19 protein-coding genes are annotated in these 19,434 nt (G+C 33.8%); 7 read left to right on the forward strand and 12 right to left on the reverse strand.

What is annotated here, in order from left to right; all coding sequences use genetic code 11:
• Nucleotides 1-36 precede the first annotated feature (36 nt).
• The 3 genes from Q9Q97_RS09570 to Q9Q97_RS09580 form a co-directional block, all read right to left on the reverse strand.
• Nucleotides 37-867, reverse strand: a complete 831-nt coding sequence (locus tag Q9Q97_RS09570) for a hypothetical protein (protein ID WP_306156371.1) — start codon at nt 865-867, stop codon at nt 37-39.
• Nucleotides 864-1,433 (reverse strand): Pvc16 family protein, encoded by a 570-nt coding sequence (locus tag Q9Q97_RS09575; protein ID WP_306156372.1) that lies wholly within the window; start codon nt 1,431-1,433, stop codon nt 864-866. Before Q9Q97_RS09575 ends, Q9Q97_RS09570 begins: the two co-directional genes overlap by 4 nt.
• A gap of 380 nt (nt 1,434-1,813) precedes the next feature.
• Nucleotides 1,814-2,674: a LuxR C-terminal-related transcriptional regulator gene (locus Q9Q97_RS09580; RefSeq protein WP_306156373.1), complete on the reverse strand. Its 861-nt coding sequence runs from the start codon at nt 2,672-2,674 to the stop codon at nt 1,814-1,816.
• Between the two features lie 667 nt (nt 2,675-3,341).
• Here Q9Q97_RS09580 and Q9Q97_RS09585 point away from each other — a divergent pair.
• Nucleotides 3,342-3,584, forward strand: a complete 243-nt coding sequence (locus tag Q9Q97_RS09585; protein WP_306156376.1) for a hypothetical protein — start codon at nt 3,342-3,344, stop codon at nt 3,582-3,584.
• A 6-nt stretch (nt 3,585-3,590) separates the two neighbouring features.
• Here Q9Q97_RS09585 and Q9Q97_RS09590 read toward each other — a convergent pair whose 3' ends face one another.
• Entirely contained in the window at nt 3,591-4,100 is a 510-nt protein-coding gene (locus Q9Q97_RS09590; protein WP_306156378.1) for a DNA-deoxyinosine glycosylase, read from the reverse strand.
• 149 nt (nt 4,101-4,249) lie between these two features.
• On the opposite strand from Q9Q97_RS09590, the gene Q9Q97_RS09595 reads away from it, so the two are divergent.
• Both Q9Q97_RS09595 and Q9Q97_RS09600 read left to right on the forward strand, forming a co-directional pair.
• On the forward strand, nt 4,250-4,963 hold the full coding sequence (locus Q9Q97_RS09595) for a hypothetical protein (protein ID WP_306156380.1): 714 nt from the start codon (nt 4,250-4,252) through the stop codon (nt 4,961-4,963).
• Between the two features lie 15 nt (nt 4,964-4,978).
• Nucleotides 4,979-5,680 carry a hypothetical protein gene (locus Q9Q97_RS09600; RefSeq protein ID WP_306156382.1) on the forward strand — a complete coding sequence of 234 codons (702 nt, stop codon included), beginning with the start codon at nt 4,979-4,981 and terminating at the stop codon, nt 5,678-5,680.
• Nucleotides 5,681-5,753: 73 nt separating this feature from the next.
• Here the strand turns inward: Q9Q97_RS09600 and bioB are convergent, their stop codons facing one another.
• Complete coding sequence (bioB, locus tag Q9Q97_RS09605) at nt 5,754-6,743, reverse strand: biotin synthase BioB (protein WP_306156383.1); 990 nt, start codon at nt 6,741-6,743, stop codon at nt 5,754-5,756.
• 402 nt (nt 6,744-7,145) lie between these two features.
• Between bioB and Q9Q97_RS09610 the strand changes: the two genes are divergently transcribed.
• The 4 genes from Q9Q97_RS09610 (at nt 7,146) to Q9Q97_RS09625 (ending at nt 11,808) form a co-directional block, all read left to right on the forward strand.
• Nucleotides 7,146-7,748 carry a murein L,D-transpeptidase catalytic domain-containing protein gene (locus tag Q9Q97_RS09610; RefSeq protein ID WP_306156385.1) on the forward strand — a complete coding sequence of 201 codons (603 nt, stop codon included), beginning with the start codon at nt 7,146-7,148 and terminating at the stop codon, nt 7,746-7,748.
• Between the two features lie 260 nt (nt 7,749-8,008).
• Nucleotides 8,009-9,034, forward strand: coding sequence for an NAD(P)-dependent alcohol dehydrogenase (locus tag Q9Q97_RS09615; protein ID WP_306156387.1), 1,026 nt, complete (start codon nt 8,009-8,011; stop codon nt 9,032-9,034).
• Between the two features lie 405 nt (nt 9,035-9,439).
• Nucleotides 9,440-9,946, forward strand: coding sequence for an ACT domain-containing protein (locus Q9Q97_RS09620; RefSeq protein WP_306156389.1), 507 nt, complete (start codon nt 9,440-9,442; stop codon nt 9,944-9,946).
• Nucleotides 9,947-10,023: 77 nt separating this feature from the next.
• Nucleotides 10,024-11,808, forward strand: a complete 1,785-nt coding sequence (locus Q9Q97_RS09625; RefSeq protein WP_306156391.1) for a mechanosensitive ion channel family protein — start codon at nt 10,024-10,026, stop codon at nt 11,806-11,808.
• A gap of 59 nt (nt 11,809-11,867) precedes the next feature.
• Here the strand turns inward: Q9Q97_RS09625 and Q9Q97_RS09630 are convergent, their stop codons facing one another.
• The 7 genes from Q9Q97_RS09630 to Q9Q97_RS09660 all read right to left on the reverse strand — a co-directional run bounded on the left by Q9Q97_RS09630 (nt 11,868) and on the right by Q9Q97_RS09660 (nt 19,433).
• Nucleotides 11,868-14,480, reverse strand: a complete 2,613-nt coding sequence (locus Q9Q97_RS09630; RefSeq protein ID WP_306156393.1) for a beta-glucosidase — start codon at nt 14,478-14,480, stop codon at nt 11,868-11,870.
• A 122-nt stretch (nt 14,481-14,602) separates the two neighbouring features.
• Nucleotides 14,603-15,961, reverse strand: a complete 1,359-nt coding sequence (locus Q9Q97_RS09635; protein WP_306156395.1) for a hypothetical protein — start codon at nt 15,959-15,961, stop codon at nt 14,603-14,605.
• Nucleotides 15,962-16,043: 82 nt separating this feature from the next.
• A complete protein-coding gene (locus Q9Q97_RS09640; protein WP_306156397.1) occupies nt 16,044-17,114 on the reverse strand; it encodes a response regulator transcription factor in 1,071 nt (356 codons plus the stop codon).
• A gap of 141 nt (nt 17,115-17,255) precedes the next feature.
• Nucleotides 17,256-17,963: a DNA alkylation repair protein gene (locus Q9Q97_RS09645; protein ID WP_306156399.1), complete on the reverse strand. Its 708-nt coding sequence runs from the start codon at nt 17,961-17,963 to the stop codon at nt 17,256-17,258.
• Nucleotides 17,964-17,979: 16 nt separating this feature from the next.
• On the reverse strand, nt 17,980-18,438 hold the full coding sequence (locus Q9Q97_RS09650; protein WP_306156401.1) for a hypothetical protein: 459 nt from the start codon (nt 18,436-18,438) through the stop codon (nt 17,980-17,982).
• A 246-nt stretch (nt 18,439-18,684) separates the two neighbouring features.
• The gene (locus tag Q9Q97_RS09655) at nt 18,685-19,182 is read right to left on the reverse strand and encodes a 4'-phosphopantetheinyl transferase superfamily protein (RefSeq protein ID WP_306156403.1); all 498 of its coding nucleotides are present in this window, start codon (nt 19,180-19,182) and stop codon (nt 18,685-18,687) included.
• Nucleotides 19,179-19,433: an acyl carrier protein gene (locus tag Q9Q97_RS09660; protein WP_306156405.1), complete on the reverse strand. Its 255-nt coding sequence runs from the start codon at nt 19,431-19,433 to the stop codon at nt 19,179-19,181. The genes Q9Q97_RS09655 and Q9Q97_RS09660 overlap by 4 nt, the downstream gene beginning before the upstream one ends.
• Nucleotide 19,434 lies beyond the last annotated feature (1 nt).

Consider the following 19,434-nt stretch of genomic DNA (forward strand, 5'->3'; position numbering starts at 1 on the left):
TGATTTTAGTTTTTAGTGTTCATTTTTAATAGTTTTTTATAAGTAGATATACATTGGTGAGGCGACTTCATTTTGGTCGCTATTCTCGATTATTCCTATTCGGGAGACATCTGGACACGGAAGTCCTTTTATAATTACTTTAGGTTTGGCATTGTTTTGATTTGAAACAGAACTGTTTATTAAATCAAATTTATATTTCGGTTTTTCGCTAAGCGTAATGTAAGTTTTGTTGGAAGTAAACAGCAAAGCCGATTCTCCAGTTTGAATCGTGACTTGCTGCGGCCCGTCAAATTGTATGTTTTCTTTTTGAGTAATCGAAGGATTGTTTAGCTGTACAGCGTTTTTATTAATAAAATAATATTGCCATTGTGTGGCTCTTGCCGTAAAATTGATTTCAAAAAGTATAGAATTAGCGGTGTGTTGCTCTTTTAAGATATCTTCAAAATAGACTTTTAAATGCCCAAAATGAGATGATGCAGGTTTGTTTTCTAAAGTCTGATTCAATACAATTTTTCCCTCGTTGTTTAGATTTTTAGGATCTTGGCTAGAATAATTAACGGTTCCGATCCAATTTATTGGCAAAGTCGTAAAGAGAATAAAATTGGGATTGCTGCATCTGATATTAAACTCGAAGTAATCTTGCCCTGTAGTTGTAGAAATATAGTGTAATAAATCTGAGAGCGATGATTTTGTGTTTGAATATAAATCGAATCCGTTTGAAATGTGATTTGTTTTGAAACCGAATTTCTTGAATATTTTATCGGTTTTATTATTTGGCGTAAAATGAAGACAATTGCATTTTCCGTTATCAAAAAAAGTATGATAAGCGGCAGTAGTAAAGATTTTTATGTAATTGCTCTGTATCATTTTACGATATTATTACTAGTGTTTTTTACAGACGGTATGATTTCCATAATTTCATGTCCTTGCGCTTTTATCAGTTTCATTTTATAAATAATCGAAGGCTGGTATTTTGCGCCCATCGCCGTCCATAAACTGTGCATTTGGTGGTAAGAAATCTTTTCGTACTCAAATTCTAATCTGCTTAAACCGTCTGGAATAGAGGAGGAGGACGATGCATCGATATAATTATTAATCTGAAAGAAGATGATAATGGCATCCAGAAATTTTAAGGATTCTGTGTAATCTTCAAAATTGCTGCTGATCAATAAGTCAATGTTGTATCTTTCTGTTGGATTGAAATTAGAGTAGTTGCCACTTTCTAATTTCTGATTTCTGATGTAAAAAGGCTGATTGGTTTCTTTTTCAATATTTATAAGAGACAAAACCACTTTGTTCTGATTTACTTTTGGCAAAGTGCCACTTGGTTCAATGAGATAGTTTACAGTCGTTTTGTCTTCGGTTAGACCAAAACGATTTTTTAAAAACTGTCCCAATAATTTATTCGTAAATTGAAGTGATTGATGTATCATCGTATTTAACTGTTAAATTAATTAAGTGTGATAGCTAATAAATTAGCTGTTCTTAATTGTAAAAGTAACTGAGAATTAGATTTGTACGAAAAATTTGTAATATACTTTTCATAGACAAATTTGGCAGATAGTCGATGTTTTTATAGACAAAGTATAGACAAAGTTTTTTTTGTCTACACTTTGTCTCAGTTTGGTATATATAGCCCTAAAAAGTAATGCCGCATTTTGACAAATACAGCAAAAAATACTCTCAATGCAAGTATGGATTTTAAAATTTAGTGAAAGAAAAATGTTCAGCATTTTTATAGTATAAAGCTGTTTAACATTGCTAAAATTTACTGAAGCATGTAATGGTAAAATAACAAATAAGGGAAAGGAAATTAAGAAACAGTTCTTAAGTACGAAATGATATCGTCTTCTTTCTTAAGAGTTAATTTCTTTTTAAGACGATATTTGTGAGTACGAACACTTTCTTGATTAATGCCGAGAAGATTGGTAATGTCATTGTTGCTCATATTCATTTTAATATAGCAGCAATATTTTAAATCTCGAGAACTTAGAGAAGGATGTTTTTTGGCAAGAGCCAAAAGAAAATTAGGATTTGACTGCTCGAAATAAATTTTGAAATCATCCCAAAGCTTATTATCGTTGGCAACTGTTTTTATGGAATTTACAATCGACATCAATTCAATTCTGGTCGCGTCATCTACATTGGGATACAAATAAGAAATACGTTCTTTTACTTTCAAAAGCACTTCAACCTTTTGATCAAGTTCCATTACATAATGACTCAGTTTATCAGGATCATTCTTCTGAATCGCAGCTTCTGCAAAAGACGTTGGAGCTTTGCTTTGTGGCTCTGTTTTTTTTAGAAGAAAAATAGATCGGATTCTGTAAATTAAAAAGTCAGTATTCTTAAGTTGCTGATAAGGAAAAGTAAAAACAATGCTTTGTTTGGACCAGCATAACGATTCGCATTCATAATTCTGTGTCAAGTATAAAATGGGAATATTCCTTTTGTCAGAATCAAAATTAGTATCATTCAAAACAAACTGATTTTGTTTGAATCCTAAAATGACTAAATCTGGATTTAAAGAGTTTATGGTGTTTTTCAAATCTACTCCTCTCGAAACAGAAACTGTAGAAAAGGCGTAATCAGATACTATTGATATTGCGTTTAATATCATAGTCAATATCGTGATATCGTCACATCCGATTACTATAGATTTTTTCTCAAGCATTTTTTGGGGTACTATATGTTGCTTTTTTTATGCGTTTTCGGTTTAATTTCTAAGACAGCATATCAAAATGAAATAAACATTTTTTCTCGTTAAAAACAGCTCTTAACATTGACAGAGTTTATCAGATAAAATAAAACTCACTTCTCCAGACAGTATTGATAACTTGATTTGAATAAAATAGAATTGCAGCTATTTTTGATGATTTGTGGCTTATAAATTAAAGGGATGTAAATTTATTTAATCATAAGAATATTACTATAAGTACTATTACGTGTTTTTGCATTTCTTGTGTTAATTAACAATTTCATCACTTTAGACATTGAAAATTAACTAAAAGCCGATTTTTAATACTAAAATCTAGAAAGCATGATGAATTATATGGCCTATGTTAGAAAACAACTCATTTCAGCATTGTTTCATTTTAAAATATTGATGGTTCATTTTACTATTTCTGGTTTCAGATTATAAACTGAAACCATTTACAGAGGCTTAAACAAAAAAGATTAAAGTTTTTCACTCTAATTTTAATATTATGAAAATGCAGCTTTTTAAATCGGTTGATCGAGGAGCTGTCTGAAGAATGCTTAGCACTTATAATTATATTATGAGTATTGTAAAATGAACCTGTAAGGTAAAATACAGTATTAATTTAAACGCAACAGAACCTATGGCGGCTATTCCTGACGAATTGTATAATGTTAAATTTGCAGCGTACTTTGATTCTATGAAAGAATTGTACATACTCGACGAAAAATTTAAGGTTATGTGCGACGCTTATTGTATAAGTACTGCAAAAACGGAGCTTTATAAGGATAAAAGCGAAAAAAACTACAAACGCAAGATGAAGTTTGAAAATTTGTCAAGAGAATTAGAAGAAGAAATACTTTTTTACATTATGAGAAACAGATAGTTTTTATTACTGATCTTCAATAGATTTGCAAAGAGCTATTTGCGATACAGCTTTCCATTGTTCCATTTTTTCTGCTGTAGACAAACCAGCATTTAATCCACTAGTTGATGGTAGAGTCGTATATACGATACCTTTCTGTGGGGCAGAATGCTTTTCGAAGTATTTTGCAGCAGCTTTACTTTCAAAAAAAACATATTTTATATTCGGATATTGTTTATGCAGTTTTTCAAAATCGTTTATCTTTTCTTCTGTTATCTTAGCATCACTGCTTCCTTCTCTTTTGCAGCTTTCTAAAACATTCCAAAGGCCAATCTTATACTTTCTTACGAGTGCTTTTCGATCTTCATAAGAGGCGCTGAATTCTTCCTCAAAAATAGCAAACAGAATTTTCCAAAAAAGGTTTCCTCTATTAGCGTAATATTCCTGCTTAGCAATAGACTGCTCGCCCGCCATGGTACCCATAATAAGAATGGTTGTGGAATTGTCGATTAGTGGGGGTAGGGCTTTTTTGAGCATGTTTTGTTTTCTTTTAATGCTATAAAATTATTAATAAAGATTTGAAATGTTTTTTAAAATGGCATACAAAGAATATTTTTAAAGTTAATATATTTACCGATGACAATTCCAGTAATTTGCTAAATCTGAAAGAAATTTAAATCTTTAAAATGAGTATAAACATAAATTCTCTAATAGATGCTTTATATAATTATTATAATGAGCATACCTATGTAAAGTTAAATATTGAGTATGAATTTACTCAATCGGGAAGCTATAAGTTTTTAGTAAGATATGTAACAGAGTCAGGGGAAATATTTCCAACTATTATAAGTCCAAGAGCTATTGACGATGAAATAGAAATCATTTCAGACTATTTTGAAGAGACAATTCATACTGATAAAAAGTTTAATCGTTTTATTTTAGAGTTAAATAATGACAAAACGTATTCTCAAAAACACTTTTGGGACAATGAAAAAGAGAAACAGGATTTATTAAGAGGTGCCGAAGTATTTTACCAATGGACAAATGATCGAATGATGTCTATGATTTTTGAATATGAAAAAGAAAACGGTCTTGTTCCGACTCAATTAGATGATGATGGAGATTTAGAATATTTAAGTTCTTGGGATAGCGGTTTATTTACTTTTCATATTAATGATAAAAGTGATCTCGAATATAAAATATCGCTTACAAAAGATGGAAAAGTAAGAATTCTAGATATGCCATTAAAAGATTATTTCATAGAAGGAATTTTTGAGCATCATAAAATAACCAATACAGAACTTACTGATGAGTGGCAATCTTGGAATACTATGGAATTAAAATCTCCTCATTACCATATTCCTTATGATAAGAGGGATGAGTTTGTAAGATATATTTAGCTTAAGCATTAAAAAATGAAAGAACAAGATGCTATAAAAGCTTTCCTTGAATACTATAAAGAATTCTCTTATGATATATTAGAAGTAAAATTTACTTTCACACTGGGAGGAAGTTACGATATAGCAGTTTATTATTATAATGATGATAAAAAAGAAACATCTTTAGATGGTAGAGAATTGTTTGCTTATGAAAGATTTATTTATGAAATTTTTAAAGATAGAATTGAAACAAATGATAAGTTTAATATTGCCATATTTCAAATTCAAAGTAACGGGGAGTATTCAAGTACATATAAGTGGGAAGATGATAAAGCAAAACAAAATTTGTTAGATTATGCTGAAGTTTTTTACCAATGGGTAAACGATCGTATGATGTCTATGATTTTTGAATATGAAAAAGAAAATGGTCTAGTTCCTACTCAATATGATGACGATGGAGATTTGGAATATTTAAGTTCTTGGGACAGCGGGTTATTTACCTTTCATATTAATGATAAAGGAGAGTTAGAATACAAAATAGTGCTGACACAAAATGGAAAAGAACGAATTTTAGATATGCCTCTGAAAGATTACGTTATTGAAGGGTTTTTAGAACATCATAAATCTACCAATGGAGAACTTTCTGACGAATGGAAATCTTGGGATACTATGGAATTAAAATCTTATCATTCTAGTATTCCGCATCATAACAGAGATGAATTTGTGAGATATTTTTAATACTAAGATTTAAAAACTAAAAAGAGGCTTTAAAAAAGGCTCTTTTTAGTTTAATTAATAGTATAACCAATCTTTAAGCCACCGAACAACCCCTTTTACTTTCCTTACTCAAAGGCTTAAGTCCAAGATTTTGAAACATCTGCATATCTTCAGATAATCCTGGATTTGGTGTAACGAGTAAAGTTTCGCGTTCTCCCGTAAAAATAGAATTAGCGCCTGCCATAAAACACCAAGCTTGTTCTTCTTCGGTCATTTCGATACGTCCTGCACTTAAGCGGACAACAGCTGCAGGCATAATAATACGCGCGGTAGCAATCATTCGAACCATATCCCAAAGCGGCACTTTTGGATTATTTTCTAATGGAGTTCCTTTTACTCTAGCTAACGCATTTACAGGAACAGATTCTGGATGAACCGGCATTCTGGCTAAGGTTAAGAGCATCGATACACGATCAGCAGGAGTTTCTCCCAAACCAATAATTCCGCCAGAACAAACAGTGATACCCGCTTTTCTGACATTGTTAATAGTATCAAGACGCTGATCAAACTTTCGTGTGCTAATGATTTCGTCATAATAACTTTCTGAAGTATCTAAATTGTGATTATAAGCATACAATCCAGCTTCTTGTAAACGTATAGCTTGTTCTTCGGTTAGCATTCCTAAAGTGCAGCAGACTTCTAGTCCGAGATCGTTTACGCCTTTGACCATTTCTATAACGCGATCGAAATCTTTATTATTACGGACTTCGCGCCAAGCGGCAGCCATACAAAAACGGGAAGAACCTCCGTCTTTAGCTTTTTGCGCATGTTCTAGTACCTTTTCTGTTGGCAAAAGAGCCTGTACTTTTATATCGGTATGATAACGCGCTGCCTGACCGCAATACGAGCAATCTTCTGGACAGCCACCTGTTTTTACAGAAAGTAAGGTACACACCTGTATTTCTGATGGTTTGTGCCATTCGCGGTGTACAGTCGCAGCCTGATAAACCAATTCTAATAAAGGCTTGTCGTAAATCGCTTGAATTTCTTCTTTGCTCCAGTCGTGTCTTATTTGTCCATTCATTTTATCTGATATACTTTTATTTTTAGCCAAATGTATTGTTTTGCCGTATCACTAAAATGTACCAGTTTTTAGATTATGAGTGGTCCGGTTGAAATTGAAGATTCAGTCGGAATTATTTCAAGAAGAACTGTCTTTTTGATTAAACAGTTTCTGAAATATAAAATAAGATTATAAGTAGATGATTTTTAGGTAGCTATAGGCCGAACAAAAATTAACTTCTGCTTTAACGGATATTCTGCACATTAACGTATTTTAATTAAATCTTAACGTTTAATGTTGTTATTTTCAGATATTTATAATATCTTTAACTTATGAGATGGGAATTGTATAATCTTTCTACATAATTTTGCAGCATTAGATTATCGAACCCCAAACTACGTTTAACCTAACTTTTTGCCTGATATGAGAATATTTTTAATGGCACTGCTTTTTTCTTTAAGTTCCTTTACTGCTGTAAATGTATGGGAAGAGAATGAAATTTTAAGCGAAGTTGAATTCGCAAGACTTACCGAGCATGTAAGTGAAATTAAGGCTTACACATCAACTAATCACAAGTACAGTAATAAAATTGCTTTTCTTGTTGATATGAAAATTAAATCAGGAAAAAATCGCTTTTTTGTTTACGATCTTGAAAACAATCAGATTCTAGATCAAGGATTGGTAGCGCACGGCTCTGGTTCTGAAACAGGAATAAAAGGAGATATCCTGCAATTCAGCAATACTCCAAATTCAAATTGCACTTCGCTAGGAAGATATTCAGTAGAAAAGCCGTATAAAGGTGTTTTCGGAAAAGCTTTCAGATTGGCAGGATTAGATGAAACGAATAATAATGCCATGAAGCGTGCTATTGTATTGCACCATTACAAAGAAGTTCCGTCTGACGAACAAGGTTATTACATTATCAACAGCCACGGTTGTCCAATGGTTAACGAAGCATTCTTCAAAAGACTTGAAAAATATATAGAAAGTTCAAATTCTAAAATCTTATTGTCTGTTTATTATTAAAAGATGGAACAATAAGTTTGGAGTAAACTAAAATTCCATTAGATTTTTGAACAGTAAAAATAAATTTAAAAGAGAACTTAGGTTCTCTTTTTTTATGCCGATAAATTAAATTTTATGCCGTTTAAATTTTTGCCCTTTATCTCTAAGTTCCTATAAATGCTCAGTAAAAGCAATAAATTAGGATAAACTTAACTTGTCTGATAAACTAGATAGAAAATACAAGTTGTAAATTAGTAGAATAGTAATCAAAAGTTTATTTTATGAAAGCAGTACGTTTTTTTGGGCACAAAGATGTCCGCGTTGTTAATGATCTTGAAAGACCTGTTCCAAAAGGTGATGAAGTTTTATTAAAAATTGGCGGAGCTGGTGTTTGCCACTCAGACCTGCACATTATAGACGAGGGAACAGTTGTAGGAACCGTTTTTACTCTAGGACACGAAAATGCGGGATGGGTTGAAGAAATTGGCGAAAATGTGAAAGGATATAAAAAAGGAGATGCCGTGCTGGTATACGGTCCGTGGGGTTGCGGACATTGTAAGCCCTGTCAGCAGTCAAAAGAAAATTATTGTGATCATCAGTCCGAGCAAGCTTACGGAGGCGGTTTAGGACTAGATGGCGGTATGGCAGAGTACATGCTGGTTCCGTCTTCGAGACTTTTAGTGCCTATTTTCGATTTAGATCCTATAATTGCAGCTCCATTAACAGATGCAGCACTTACACCGTATTCTGCCATAAAACGTTCTCTTCCTAAATTAATGGCAGACGAGTTTGTTGTGGTTATTGGTGTTGGCGGTTTAGGACATGTCGCACTTCAGATATTAAGAGAAATCAGCGGAGCAGCTATTATTGCCTGCGATGTTACCGAAGATAAATTAGCATTTGCAAAAGAATTAGGGGCCGAATTTACCATTAATTCTAAAGATGCCGATGCAGCAGAACAAATTCAGAAAATTACCGGAATCAAAAAAGCTAAAGTTGTTCTAGATTTTGTTGGAGCAACTTCAACAATAGATTTAGGAACAAAGGTTGTAAGCTTAGATGGAGATCTTACGATTGTTGGTCTTGGCGGCGGACATTATCAGTATAGTATGAATGTTTTGCCTTTCGGAGTGAGTATGACCAATCCGTATTGGGGATCAAGAACAGAATTGATGGAAGTTGTAGGCTTGGCTAGACAAAAGAAAATTCATATCGAAATAGAAAAACATAAACTTGACGATGCTAACGAAGTGTATGATAGAATGAGACAAGGAAAAATAAAAGGCAGAGCCGTTTTAATACCTTAAAAGTCATAAGAAAAGAATCCGTCACAACAGAGGCGGATTTTTTGTTTTGATAAAATACTATTTGCAGATTAAAAAATATCGATATATTTGCGCATCCAATCAAGCAAATGAAAAACACAATTAACATCGCTTCTATTATCATGATTATCATTCGATAGTGATGGAGAGGTGTTATATAAATAAGTAAAAGATACAATTTAGAAAGCCTCCCATAATCGGGAGGCTTTTTGTTTACAGCAATTATGAAAAAATTAGTTCAGAATAGCATTATTATTTCAATTATCATTATTCGCATTACATGACGAGTTAGGATTATATTGTCTATTCAAAAAAGCCTTTCTCAGTCCTGCGAAAGGCTTTTTTTATTTCCCTCCAGCAACAAAAAAGCATAAATAAAATCACACAATGAAAAACGAATTTACCCTCACCATTTATTCTGAAGATCAAATAAGATTAATCAATAAACTCAGCTCGATGTTTATACGAAAACAAGTAGCTATTTTGAGTCTTAATATGTCTATTTGCGAAATTGATCAAATGTACAGGCACACTATAGTAGTAAATGAAACATTAGATACCGTAATAAACTTAGCTGCACAGATTGAGAAAATTATAGAAGTTTTTAAATGCAGTTATTCTTCGAAAGATGAAATCTTTTACAGGCAGACCGCATTATTTAAGATCTCGACTGCGGTATTTATGTCAGATCCAAGAATGGAAAGTATACTTCGCGAAAAAGATCTCACGGTTTCAGAAATTCAGAAAGAATACACCGTATTGCAAGCCACAGGAACAGATGAAGAGATAATCAGCTTGACTGAAAAATTAAAACAATTGAAGCTTGTAGAATTTATAAAGAGCTCCAGAATTGCACTTACAAAATCTGAAGAAGGCTTTTGTGCAGAATTTTAGAAAAAAACTGAGTTTAAATCAGTTGTTTTCTGCTAGATTTCTTATTTTTAATAGTCTAAGTTACTAAAGCTAAAAATATGATTTTAGGTACTAAACGTTTATTGTCTTTTTTATTGCTGTTCTCGGCAGTACTGATAACGCCATTAAGAATGGAAGCGCAGCTTTTGGGTGCAGCCAAAACTACGGCCGAAGAACCAGCAAAAATTCCAGATGATTCACTAGGAAGAAGAACACCTCAAGGAACTGTAAATGGTTTTATCAAGGCAATTGGCGATCAGAATTATCTGCGTGCCAGCCAGTATTTTATGCTTAGTAAACGTTCGTACCGCAAAACGGCTGAAAGAATACGAATAGCCAAGACCTTTCAGCAGCTTTTGGATCAGGGTGGTAATTTTTCGCCATCATCTATTCTTAGCAATAAAGAATTGGGACGAATAGATGATAATCTGGCAACGGGAATCGATTTAGTCGGAAATATATCGACAGACAAAATAAACATACAGCTTTATCTGGAAAATCAGTCAGATGATAGTGAGCCGGCTTTATGGCTTTTTTCGGCAGAAACCATTGAAGCCATTCTTTCAGCAGATGTTAGCGGAGAAAAAACATTTTTGGACAGAGTATTGCCAAAAGTCTTAAAAGAAAAGAAATTTGGAAATGTTCCTATTGGACATTGGGGAGTAGTGGTGATAATGACGATTGTTTCCTACCTGCTTTCCAGACTGCTTATATTCGTCTTTATATTTCTGCTTCAAAAAATATGGAAGAAAGCAGACAGCGAGAAAGGGAACGCTATAATCGAGGCTTTTACGTTGCCGGTGCAAATGTATCTCACGGTAATCTTATTTGTAGCAACAACGCAACGCATGGGAATTTCGATAATTGTGCGCCAGCGATTTAGCATCATCATAATCACAATCGGAATTTTGGCTTTTTTAATCCTGCTTTGGAGAATGACCGATTTTGTGAGCATGTTTACCAGAAGCAGAATGAATAGGCGAGGACGTGCTTCTGCCGTATCTGCGGTTTTGTTTTTAAGCCGCACCATGAAAGCAGCAATTGTAGTTATCGGAATTATTGCCATACTGGGAATTATTGGAGTAGATGTCACAGCAGGACTTGCTGCACTTGGAATTGGGGGGATTGCATTGGCTCTTGGAGCACAAAAAACAATAGAAAATTTTGTGGGAAGTGTCAGCCTTATTGCCGATCAGCCCCTACGCGTTGGTGATTATTGTCGTGTTGACGATATTAAAGGAACGGTAGAATCTATCGGAATGCGTTCTACGACACTTCGTACGGCAGCCCGAAGTATTGTTACGATTCCGAATGGACAGCTTTCGGCTAGTAAAATAGAAAATTATGCCCATCGCGACCGATTTATATTCAATCCGATTTTTGGTTTTAGAATGGAAACCACTCCAGACCAAATGCGTTATCTGCTTGTCGAATTAAGATCTTTGCTCTACGCACATCCCGGAGTAATCAATACGCCTCCAATAGTCCGTTTTACGGGCATTACAGCCGATGCTTTAAAAGTTGAAATTACTGCTTATATTGAAGCGGTTAATTTTGAAACCTCACAAGAAGTGCAAGAAGATCTTTTATTGCGAATGATGGATATTATAGAAAAAAGTGGTACTTCTTTGGCTTATCCGTCGCAGACATTATACATGGCGAGAGATATTCCTTTTTCAACTGAAAAAGCAGAGGAAGTTGCAGAAACAGTTAAAAAGTGGAAGGAAAATAATGAATTGCAACTTCCTAAATTTGACCCGAAAAGGGTAGAGAACTTAAAGGGAAGCATTAAATATCCAGACGATGGAAGTTTTAATCCAGATACGGATATGACTATAATTTAAAAGAAAATAGGCTGTTCAAAAGACAGCCTATTTTTTTATTGCAATTTATAATTTCAGAACTATTTCTCTAGAGTTATAGTTTTACCTGTAAAGTTTATTCTGCCACTTTGAACATCTTTAGAACCATCAGGCTGTTTTCCGCCAACAAAAATTGTAAACCATCCCGGTTCTACCACACGCTGTTTTTTCTTATTGATCATAGAAAGCTGTCTTGGCGTAATAGTAAAAGTGACCGTTTTGGTTTCTCCTTTTTTAAGATGAATGCGCTCAAAACCTTCCAATTGCAAAATCGGACGCGGAGTAGAAGCTTTTTCATCTTTCAGATATAATTCAGCCACTTCATCTCCGTCACGTTCTCCTGTATTGGTTACATCTACAGATACTTTAAAATCATTTTCGGAATTTAACTCTTTTGGAAGCTGTAAATTAGAATAGTTGAAATTCGTATAACTCAAACCAAATCCAAAAGGATATAAAGGCGTTTTATGAAAGTAGCGATACGTTCTTCCTTCCATATCATAATTTTCAAATTTAGGAAGCTGGTCAACAGATTTATAATACGTAACCGGAAGTCTTCCCGCTGGATTATAATCTCCAAAAAGGACATCCGCGATAGCGTTACCACCTTGCTGTCCAGGATATCCTGCTGTAAGAATTGCGGGAATATTGTCATTTGCCCAATTGACAGAAAGCGCACTTCCGTTTATTAAAACTAATATAACTGGTTTTCCAGTAGCTTTAACGGCTTTCATCAATTCTTCCTGATTTGCTGGTAAATCCAAACTTGTTCGGTCACCGCCATTAAAACCATCTGCTTCAACTTTCATTTCTTCTCCTTCCAAACGCTCATTCAATCCTAAAACTAAAATTACAGCATCGGCTTGATTGGCAGTCTGTACCGCATTTTGAACCAAATTTTCTTCTGGTTCTGCCCAAAACAGTTTTGCAATGGCGTCTCCGTAGTAATTCTGATACTTGATTTCTATTTTATATTTCTTTCCTGCTTCTAAATTAATTTTTTGCGGACGAAAACGTGGGTGATGATCGTTTTTTCCGCCTTCAGCTTTTCCTCCTTCAATTTGAACAGTCATAAAAGGTTTTGACCACTCTGAAATGTTATAAATTCCCGTTTTAGGAACCGTAAGAAAACCTGTCCATTTTACACTGTAATGCCCCATTTTCAATCGAGGATCTGGCGTGTTAATATCCCATTCAAAATCTATATTATCATCAATTTGGGTAAATAATGGTTTTCCTTTCCAATCCAAATTATTAAAATATTCTCCAACTAAACCTTGCGTTCCGTTTTCATTCTGAAAATAAATAGACGGAATAATTTTCATTGCTTCAACTCCTTTAGCTAAGTCCGTTCCTTTGGCATATAAAACTTTAGCGTTCGGCTCCAATTTGTTTTGAATTCCCTTTAAAACCGTAACCGGATTGCTCGGAACTCCGCTGTAATTTCCCCATAAAGACTGAATATCATCTGCATTTGGACCAATTACGGCAACTGTTTTAATGTTTTTAGAAAGTGGCAGCGTATTATTCTGGTTCTTCAAAAGCACAATACTTTTTTGAGAAGCTATTCTAGCAAGATAATCGTGCGCTGCATTGTTATTATCAGAATACGGAATCTGAGCAAAAGGTACAATATCGTCTGGATCAAACATTCCTAACTTGAAACGAGCGGTATATAAACGTTTAACAGCAATATCAATGTCAGCTTCAGCAATTAATTTGGAATCTACGGCCTCCTTTAAAGATTTAAAACTGCTTCCACATTCCAGATCCAAACCATTTTTTACTGCTAGAGCTGAAGCACTTGGCGCATCAGTTGTTATTTTATGGTATTTCCAAATATCCGTTACAGCGCCACAATCGGATACTACATAACCTTTAAAACCCCAGTCATTTCTTAGAATATTAAACAAAAACGGACTAGCGCTAGCCGATTCTCCTCTAAAACGGTTATAAGCACCCATTATAGAGTAAACATGTCCTTCTTTTACCAATGTTCTAAAAGCTGGAAGATAGGTTTCATAAAGATCAATATCGCTTGTATTGGCATCGAAATAATGGCGTGATGGTTCTGGCCCAGAGTGTACGGCATAGTGCTTGGCAGTAGCGACTACTTTTAAATATTTCTCATTATTGCCTTGAAGTCCGTTTACATAATTGAGTCCCAACTGGCCCGTTAAAAACGGATCTTCGCCATAGGTTTCATGCCCGCGTCCCCAACGAGGATCTCGAAATATATTGACGTTTGGCGACCAAAATGTCAAGCCTTGATAAATACCGTGCTGACCTCTTCTTAAATATTCATGGTGTTTCGCGCGTGCTTCATCAGAAATAGCAGTAGCTACGTCCAAAATCAATTGGCGATCCCAAGAAGAAGCAATAGAAATAGATTGCGGAAAAACAGTGGCAAATCCCGCACGGGCAACGCCATGCAGCGATTCGTTCCACCAATTGTACTCAGGAATTCCCAAGCGGTCAATTGCTGGAGCAGAATCCATTAATTGATTTATTTTTTCGTCTAATGACATTCTCGATACTAAGTCATTAACACGCTGTTCTGTAGGTAGATTGGGGTTTTTGTACGGAAAATTTTCTTGCGCAAAGGTGGTTAAAGCAAAAAAATGTAACGCAACAACGATGGATCTTTTTTTCATTGGTTTTGGCTGGTTGGATTTGATTTAGTAAGTATTAAATAAATATACTTAAAATCTATTTATAGCCAACTTATAAAAATATAAATAATTTTATCGAAGAGTTTTAGAACCCCAAAACCTCTTTAATGTTCTTCGGGTTCTCTCACAATTTCCATATTCCCATCATTTTGCTTTACCGCTTTCCAATCGGGATTCAATTCTATTTCGTAAAATTCGCTTATAATTTTTCTGCCCTCAATTTTAGAAGGAAGCGGAAACACAAAATATGTTTTTCCCTCTTTTTCATAACTTAGAATTCCAGCTTTGCCCAATTGGTTTTTTCCTTCAATTGTGCCAAAATTTCCAAAGTTTTTTCCCGATTTATCACGACCTTTTATACTAGAATACACAATTCCCTTATCGTTTAAAGTTAAAGTGCCATTCATATTAAAAGTACGTCCGTAATGTTCAATATCAGTAATGGCGACTTTTAAGGTTGGTTTATTAAACAGTAAATCGGTGTAATAGTCAATTAGCTTCTTTTGTTCTTTTTCTCGCGCAATTTCTTGTCTGTTTATTTCCTCAAAATTGTTTCTGAGTTTAGCAGATTCTAAACCCTTTTTATTGACATTTAATGCCGATTTAAGAACCATATTTTCGTAAATGTCGGCAAAATTATAAATTTTGTCTAAGCCATTTTTCCAAGGAATATCCAGATAATCAAAAATTAATCCATAGGCTGGGCCAGTGGCGTAGGGGAAAGGTCTGGTATATGTTTTGGCCTCTTCACGATCATTAATTTCCTCGATTGCCTTTTCGTATTTATTAGAATAAGAAGATAAAGCGAAACCAGTGTAATTGGCTAACGCTTCTAAGGTTTCTATTTCCAATTCGTCGTTAAGGCATTTTGCATATTGCTTTTGTCTTTCTTTTCTAAAAATAACGGCATCTTTCAGATGGTTTTTGACTTCAACGTTTTTTCTTTTTTCGCTAATAGCCTTCAAAGCATTTTTTAATGCCTGATATTCTAATCGCAATAAAATACGGGCATTAGTTTCGTCCAAATATTCAATCGGATTTCCTTTAAATTTTCGAGATTTCATCTGCAGTAAATGAAACAATTCATGAATAACTGTAGCGCTTTTATCATCCAGATAGTTATTCAAAACTGTAGCATATTCTTTTCCTTCATATTTTTGAGTGGTATTGACAAAAACCAGAGAATTGCGTTCCATTGTTTTATAATGTAAAGTATCATTATCGGTTTTACTGTTTGGTAAGTTTGCCAAACTGTAAATAGAAGAATCAAAATCGATTACAATAATACTGTCATTCCAAATTGGTTTTCCCCAAAGTTTTCCATTATCTTTTTCTAAGAGGACTTTGGCTTCCAGAAGTTTTGTTTGAATGTTTTGCCTTTTTGCTAAAGCTTTTTCTGTTTCTTGTGCTGTGGCAAATTGTAAAAGCATCGTGAAGATTAGCAATAAAAAATTCTTTTTCATTTTCGATTGATGTTTAAGATTTCGAAAACAAAATTAGAATTGCCAGTATTGAAAATGAGTTACTAAAGGGCTGAAATTAGGACTAATCCCTAGGATGATTTTTTAATTTCTCTGCCAATTCATGCCGATTTGCTACATCTAATTTGGCGTAAAGATTTCGGATATGCGTTTTTACCGTGCTCAAAGAAATAAAAAGTGCGTTAGCAATTTCTTTATTGGTCTTATCTGCCAAGATCAATCTGGTGATTTTCTCTTCTTGACTCGTCAAGCTTAAGTTTGAAAATTGGAGCTGGTTTTCTTTTGGTTTCAGCAGTTTCAATTTTCTGAATTGAAAAACAGCAACAATATTCAAAACGAAGACTAAAAAGCCTAAGAAATAATTTAGTTTTTTATGAAAAGCATATTGTTGCTGTAAAATAACATTCGATATTTTTGAGATTTCATCTTGATATTGAAGATAATAAGAGGTTTCGCCATAGTAGTTTTTTAACGAGTTTGAAATGGCTTCGTAAAACTCCAGATTTTTTTCAAAATCGGTTTTTACATCAAAATCACTTTTTTTAATATCCCAAAAAGCTAAAAGTTTTAGAAGCGGATGCTTCATATTCTTTTCACTGTACGATTTCACTTTTTCAGCAAAATCATTTATAGCCTGCTGCTGTGCTTCTTTGTTTTTGATTTGAGAATTGCTTTTCTCCAATTGTCCTTCAAAAGATTTTAGCTTTTCCCATTTTTTATCAGTTAAATTGCTATTTTTTGATTGACTAAACCAATTGCTTCCCGATTTTGAAAAGTAAATAGTATCTCGATTAGAGAAAATAAAATTATGATAATTGCTTTTCTCATTATCCTGAATCAATTGCAGTCCTTTGCCTGAGTTAATGTTAGAATGGATGCGATACAATTTGTCTTTTTCTGATAAAAGCTGTCCTTTAAATTCAAAATAACCAGAACTGTCCGTTTGCGTCGAAAAAAGAATCTGATTTTCGGTAATCATCGTTTCTTCGTCATATTTTAGCAGACTCAAATAAACCGTTTTATTTTGCTGTTCTGCTTCAATATATCCCGAAATCTTGTACTGTCCGTAACAAATGGGAATTGAAAACCCGATTAGGATTGCATACAAAAAAAGAGTCGTTTTTATCTGCTGCATTTTATTTTTATATAATTGAAGAAACTGATAAAGTATAATTAATTATAATTCAATATTTTATGAATAACTAAAATAAAGAAAAAACGCATTCGAATAAAAATAAAAGTAACTGAATTTTGCAGAGTTGAAGAAATAGGCATACTACTTCTTCATCGCTTCGGCTCGCATATCGGGAGGCATTTTTTCGATAGCATATCGAAGTGCGGTTCTTGGCATGGTCGCTTTATTTTTGATTACAAAATCGAATACTTCTTTTTGATGTGCTTCACTTGCCGCTTTCAGCATCCAGCCATAACCTTTTTGAACCAAATCGTCTTTATCATGAAGTAGGATTGTGGCTATTTCAAAAATCTCTTCTAAGAATAATCCTTTTCGGGCGGGAATTATCAAGGTTACAGCAGCGGCACGACGTGTCCAACGGTTAGAGGAAAGTGCCCATTTTTTCAGTTTCGCAATGTGTGCAGGATACATTTGGAGAAAATCACCAATAGTGTGATTACACAGCGTATCACACGAAGCCCAATTGTTTACATAGTTTTTTACCCATTTTTCGAACGTTTCAAAATCTGAAGGCTCGTACTGTTTACGCAGAGCATACGATAAATTGCACGCGATAATAGATTCTTCGAGATTGCCAGATTGCCAAAGAATTTCACACAAATCAAAAATTTCTTGTTTCGGTTTGCCTTTTATGTCACTTAAAATTTCTTTACTGATTTGATGTACAACTGGAATTTTAACTCCATACGAATTAATTTCTTCTTTAAAGAAATGCTGAGAGCCGTTTTTTGTTTTTTCATCAACACTGTCTTTGAGCGTTTGACGAATATCATCGATAATTGTTTTCATATTGGGTTATTATCGTTTATTTGAACTTGCTATTGTCATAATTATAAGGAATACTTGACCCAACAATTACGTCTTCAATTCTTTCTAGAATTAACCAGTCATCCATATTTTTTTGGTGTTCGAAGTTCAGAGGTGGATCTATTTCCTCTACTTTCGCAAATTTAACGAGAATGAGGCATTTTTTTCGCCAGCGTTTTTTCTGGTTATCCGTCAAATTGAGATTTTCCTGATTGCTTTCAAGAATAGTTATAATCTCAGAATCTGCTAATTTAATATAGTTTTCTACATTGGTTACTAGCGCTTTAGCAGAAATTTGCTTAGTTCCTTTCTCCATAAAATATAAAACCTCATTTCTGAATACTCTGCTGTGAGGAATTTTTCTCCCTGTTGCACCACGCACAACCATTGTTTTTTCTCCTGATAGTATTTTTTCTAATACTTTTTCTTTGTCATCACAATATACTACATGTACCATACGATTATTATTTATCTTATTTCTATCTCAAATAATATAATTAGGATACAGCTATTTAAAACGCTGTCGGCACAACGAGCATATCAATAAGCTGCTTTAATCGTTTTTGGATTTCAGGGAGTTTTTATAAAAGTAAGTAATTTCTGTAATGTATAAATACTTGATAAACAATTTTATTTTAACGAAATTAAGATCGAGGTTTTAAAATGAATAGAAAGTATTTTAGATACTAGAAGTTTAGTTTCCTCATTGTTGAATCATTACCCATTTTTCAAATCTTCCGTGATGGCTGATTGAAATATCCTGAAGCGAATTTGAAGTTTTTGAATACGGAATACCATTTTCGTCTTTTATAATTTCGACGTTTTCAACTTCAATCACATAATTTAAGTTTTGGAGATTGTTTACAGCAATGGTATGAATGCTTTCAGGAGAAATTGTGGTTTTGGTATAATAAACATTTTCATTGCAAATTACTTTTCCGAATGCTTGATTAAGATTGAAAGAATCTAAAAAACAGCAAAGCTTCTTCGGACAGAATTCGCGTATTTTAGTTTGACGGTTGTAGATTTTATAAGCCGCTTCTTTCATGCTCCATAAAAGCCAAACCATAGTTTCGGGTTTCGAATGATTTCTTATAAACTCTTGTTCTTCTGTGGTAAAAAGTTTTTCTATAAAACCTTTGCGCTGCCAGTTGCTTTCCAAACGTGACTGCGCAAGATCTATAATGTCATTGCCAATCATTTTTCGGCAAGTTTGGTTTCGATGATTTCAACTGCGGTTTTTACGTCAAGCATACGTTCCATGTCGGCATTGTCGATCACAATATCAAAATTTTCTTCGATATCCAGTACAATATCAACCAGATTAGCCGAATTGATATTGAGGTCTTTAATAAAATCGGTTTCTTCTGTAAGATTGTCAAACGCTTCTGTGTTTGTTGTAAAAGGCTTTATAATTCCTTTTAATTTTTCGATAAGTTCGGTTTTGTTCATA

The organism is Flavobacterium sp. DG2-3 (assembly GCF_030730925.1).
Lineage (GTDB): Bacteria > Bacteroidota > Bacteroidia > Flavobacteriales > Flavobacteriaceae > Flavobacterium.

What these genes read in the sequence shown, in the direction of transcription:
- Q9Q97_RS09630 (WP_306156393.1), bottom strand. Translation starts at nt 14,480, where the DNA reads ATGAAAAAAAGATCCATCGTTGTTGCGTTACATTTTTTTGCTTTAACC.
- Q9Q97_RS09610 (WP_306156385.1), top strand. Translation starts at nt 7,146, where the DNA reads ATGAGAATATTTTTAATGGCACTGCTTTTTTCTTTAAGTTCCTTTACT.
- Q9Q97_RS09585 (WP_306156376.1), top strand. Translation starts at nt 3,342, where the DNA reads ATGGCGGCTATTCCTGACGAATTGTATAATGTTAAATTTGCAGCGTAC.
- Q9Q97_RS09615 (WP_306156387.1), top strand. Translation starts at nt 8,009, where the DNA reads ATGAAAGCAGTACGTTTTTTTGGGCACAAAGATGTCCGCGTTGTTAAT.
- bioB (WP_306156383.1), bottom strand. Translation starts at nt 6,743, where the DNA reads ATGAATGGACAAATAAGACACGACTGGAGCAAAGAAGAAATTCAAGCG.
- Q9Q97_RS09635 (WP_306156395.1), bottom strand. Translation starts at nt 15,961, where the DNA reads ATGAAAAAGAATTTTTTATTGCTAATCTTCACGATGCTTTTACAATTT.
- Q9Q97_RS09570 (WP_306156371.1), bottom strand. Translation starts at nt 867, where the DNA reads ATGATACAGAGCAATTACATAAAAATCTTTACTACTGCCGCTTATCAT.
- Q9Q97_RS09600 (WP_306156382.1), top strand. Translation starts at nt 4,979, where the DNA reads ATGAAAGAACAAGATGCTATAAAAGCTTTCCTTGAATACTATAAAGAA.
- Q9Q97_RS09575 (WP_306156372.1), bottom strand. Translation starts at nt 1,433, where the DNA reads ATGATACATCAATCACTTCAATTTACGAATAAATTATTGGGACAGTTT.
- Q9Q97_RS09590 (WP_306156378.1), bottom strand. Translation starts at nt 4,100, where the DNA reads ATGCTCAAAAAAGCCCTACCCCCACTAATCGACAATTCCACAACCATT.
- Q9Q97_RS09645 (WP_306156399.1), bottom strand. Translation starts at nt 17,963, where the DNA reads ATGAAAACAATTATCGATGATATTCGTCAAACGCTCAAAGACAGTGTT.
- Q9Q97_RS09660 (WP_306156405.1), bottom strand. Translation starts at nt 19,433, where the DNA reads ATGAACAAAACCGAACTTATCGAAAAATTAAAAGGAATTATAAAGCCT.
- Q9Q97_RS09595 (WP_306156380.1), top strand. Translation starts at nt 4,250, where the DNA reads ATGAGTATAAACATAAATTCTCTAATAGATGCTTTATATAATTATTAT.
- Q9Q97_RS09640 (WP_306156397.1), bottom strand. Translation starts at nt 17,114, where the DNA reads ATGCAGCAGATAAAAACGACTCTTTTTTTGTATGCAATCCTAATCGGG.
- Q9Q97_RS09620 (WP_306156389.1), top strand. Translation starts at nt 9,440, where the DNA reads ATGAAAAACGAATTTACCCTCACCATTTATTCTGAAGATCAAATAAGA.
- Q9Q97_RS09655 (WP_306156403.1), bottom strand. Translation starts at nt 19,182, where the DNA reads ATGATTGGCAATGACATTATAGATCTTGCGCAGTCACGTTTGGAAAGC.
- Q9Q97_RS09625 (WP_306156391.1), top strand. Translation starts at nt 10,024, where the DNA reads ATGATTTTAGGTACTAAACGTTTATTGTCTTTTTTATTGCTGTTCTCG.
- Q9Q97_RS09580 (WP_306156373.1), bottom strand. Translation starts at nt 2,674, where the DNA reads ATGCTTGAGAAAAAATCTATAGTAATCGGATGTGACGATATCACGATA.
- Q9Q97_RS09650 (WP_306156401.1), bottom strand. Translation starts at nt 18,438, where the DNA reads ATGGTACATGTAGTATATTGTGATGACAAAGAAAAAGTATTAGAAAAA.